This is a genomic window from Actinocorallia lasiicapitis, from assembly GCF_054778695.1.
In genome coordinates this window covers 1-2577 of sequence record NZ_BAAGZI010000578.1, presented here as the reverse complement: position 1 = coordinate 2577, position 2577 = coordinate 1, and the positions used below count along the sequence as shown (strand labels likewise).

At 69.8% G+C, this 2577-nt stretch carries 2 protein-coding genes and 1 pseudogene; 1 reads left to right on the top strand and 2 read right to left on the bottom strand.

What is annotated here, in order from left to right:
• A pseudogene (locus tag ACYVE7_RS32400) lies at window positions 1-598 on the top strand (hypothetical protein); the annotation flags it as partial.
• A gap of 7 nt (window positions 599-605) precedes the next feature.
• Here ACYVE7_RS32400 and ACYVE7_RS32395 read toward each other — a convergent pair.
• Both ACYVE7_RS32395 and ACYVE7_RS32390 read right to left on the bottom strand, forming a co-directional pair.
• Window positions 606-1850, bottom strand: a complete 1245-nt coding sequence (locus ACYVE7_RS32395; protein WP_460370179.1) for a serine/threonine-protein kinase — start codon at window positions 1848-1850, stop codon at window positions 606-608.
• A gap of 90 nt (window positions 1851-1940) precedes the next feature.
• Window positions 1941-2577, bottom strand: a 637-nt coding sequence (locus ACYVE7_RS32390) for a hypothetical protein (RefSeq protein WP_460370177.1), incomplete at its 5' end; no start/stop codon positions are given.

Here is a 2577-nt window from a genome sequence, read left to right as displayed (position 1 = left end):
CGCGACCCCCGCTCCCCCGGCTCCGGCGCCGCCTGCGCCGACCGCGCCGGTCACGCCCGCGCCGACCGCTCCCGCCGTGGAGCCGGAGAAGTGCCCGGAGATCCCCGCCGACACCTCGGGGCTGACGCAGAAGGAGCTCGCGGCGCTGCTGGCGACCTGGCAGCAGAACAAATGCGAGGTGGAGACGCCCAAGAAGGCCGCCAAGGGCGCGTTCCGGGGCATGACCTACACCGAGAACGTCACCCTGACGGCCGACTCGCTCTACCAGCGCGGCCTCGCCTACAACGGGGTCGTCGACCTGCCGACCAGATCGGGGTCGATCAAGGCGTTGAAGTTCACGATGGACCACGCCGCGCTGACCAACCCCGTGCAGAAGTCGGCGAGCGGCACGATGTCCGTCGCGAAGCTGGTGTTCGACGGCGACGTCACGATGTACACGACCCGGATGTCGGGCCGGATCCTCGGGATCAAGCTCACGCTGACGCCCGAGACGCCGCCGCCGCTCGTCCTGCCGATCATGCTGTTCACGGACGTCAGGGTCGAGCACACCGTGGTGGACGCCGACAAGGCGACCGCCGGACGGTTCCGGCTGGGCTGACGCCCGCTCAGCCGGGGGTGCCGCCGTTCTTCAGGATGTAGACGCCCAGCGCCAGCGCCACCACCGCGATCACGATCGACAGCACGATGATGATCGTGGTGCGGCTGTTCTTCTGCGGCGGGCTGTAGGCGACGGGCCGGCTGTAGCCGCCGCCGAACCCGCCCTGGTTGAACGACGCGGGCTGCTCGTCGTTCTGCCACGGCAGCCTGGCCTGCGGTTCGAGGAGGGTCGGGCTCTCGGCGTCGACCGGACGGTCGCGGGAGGTCGAGGCGGGCGGCCGGTTCGCGGGCGGACGTCCGCCGAGCCCCGCCTGGTTGAGCTGGCCGGGATCCAGGACCGTCTCCATCGAGACCGCCGGGTTGGCCGCGGGACGGTCCAGGACGGTCTCGTCGAACTGGGTGGGCTGGTTCAGAGGCAACTGGTTGGGGCGGGACGCCGACACGTCGTGGAGCAGCGGCAGCGCCTGCTCGGACGTCATCCGGGCGGCCGGTTCGCGGACCAGCAGGCCCTCCAGCACCCGGGTGACCTGCCCGGCCTGGCGCGGCCTCGGCACCGGCTCCGACAGCGCCGCCGACAGCGCGGCCATCGCGTCGGCCCGCTCGAACGGCGCGTGCCCCTCGACGGCCGCGAACAGGGTCGCGCCCAGCGACCACAGATCCGAGGCGGGGACGGCCCGCTCGCCTTGGACGCGCTCCGGCGGAATGTAGGCCGGAGAGCCCATGACCAGGCCCGTCTGGGTGAGGGTGACGTCGCCCTCCATCTGCGCGATCCCGAAGTCCGTGAGGACCACCCGGCCGGAACCGGTGATCAGGATGTTCGACGGCTTGACGTCGCGGTGCAGGATGCCGCGCTCATGGGCGGCCTTCAGCGCCTCCATGACATGACGGCCGATCTCCGCGGCCCGCCACGGGGCGATCACCCGCTCGGTGTCCAGGATGTCCTGGAGGGACTCGGCCTGGACGAACTCCATCACGATCCACGGACGGCCCTCCTCCTCGACCACGTCATGGACCGTCACGACGTTCGGGTGGTTGAGCCGTGCGGACGCCCGCGCCTCACGCAGCGTGCGCTGCTTCAGGACGTCCTTCTCGTGGTTGCTCAGGCCGGGGCCGAAGGTCACCTCCTTGACCGCCACCTCGCGGTCGAGCATGGTGTCCTTCGCCCGCCAGACGACACCCATGCCGCCGCGGCCTCTGACATCGATCAGCCGGTACCGATTGCCGAGCAACCGCCCCGAGCCCTGATCCCTCACCGGTGTGCTCCCCCGACCCTCATGGAGAATTCTCAGCCGGCGCGGGACCCCCGTCCCTCACCGCTGCCTGGTCATTGACTCAATCGTGCCTCACGGCTTGAACGAGGCGAGAATATTGTCCACTGTTCCCTGCTTCGTGGTCCAGACGGTAGCGGGATATGCGACAAGCAGGGCATATACCCCGGTTTCCGTCCGGATCCGGCGAACCACGGCGTGCAGGGTGAGCTCGGACCGTCTGCTCTTGTAGATGAACTCCAGGTCCGCCGCGTTCACGCCGACGCCCGGAACTTCCCGCAGATCGACGTGTTCGTAGGTGTAGAAGGCCGTTTTGCTGGACTCGCGCTCCCACTGCTTGGCGGCGTGCTTGGCGCTGCCCGTCCAGGCGATGGAGTCGAACTGGACGTAGGCGGCGGACGCCGGGTCCTTCCACAGCGAGCTGCCCTTGGGGCCGAAATCACCCTTCCAGCCGGTCGGAACATTGAGGGTGATTTCCCCCACACTCACCGAGCTGAACTCCGCCCTGACCGGCTCGGCCTCCTTCTTGTCCTGCACCTTGAGGACGTAGAAGAGGCCCAGGAGGACGGCGGCGACGCCCACGACGGCGCCGACGATGACCGAGAACCCGGTGCCGCGCTTGCGGCGCGGAACCTGGGCGGTGTCGAGCTGGTGGAGCCAGGGCTCGTCGGCCGAGGGGCGGGGGTGGTGGACGGGGGGCGGGGCGTGGTGG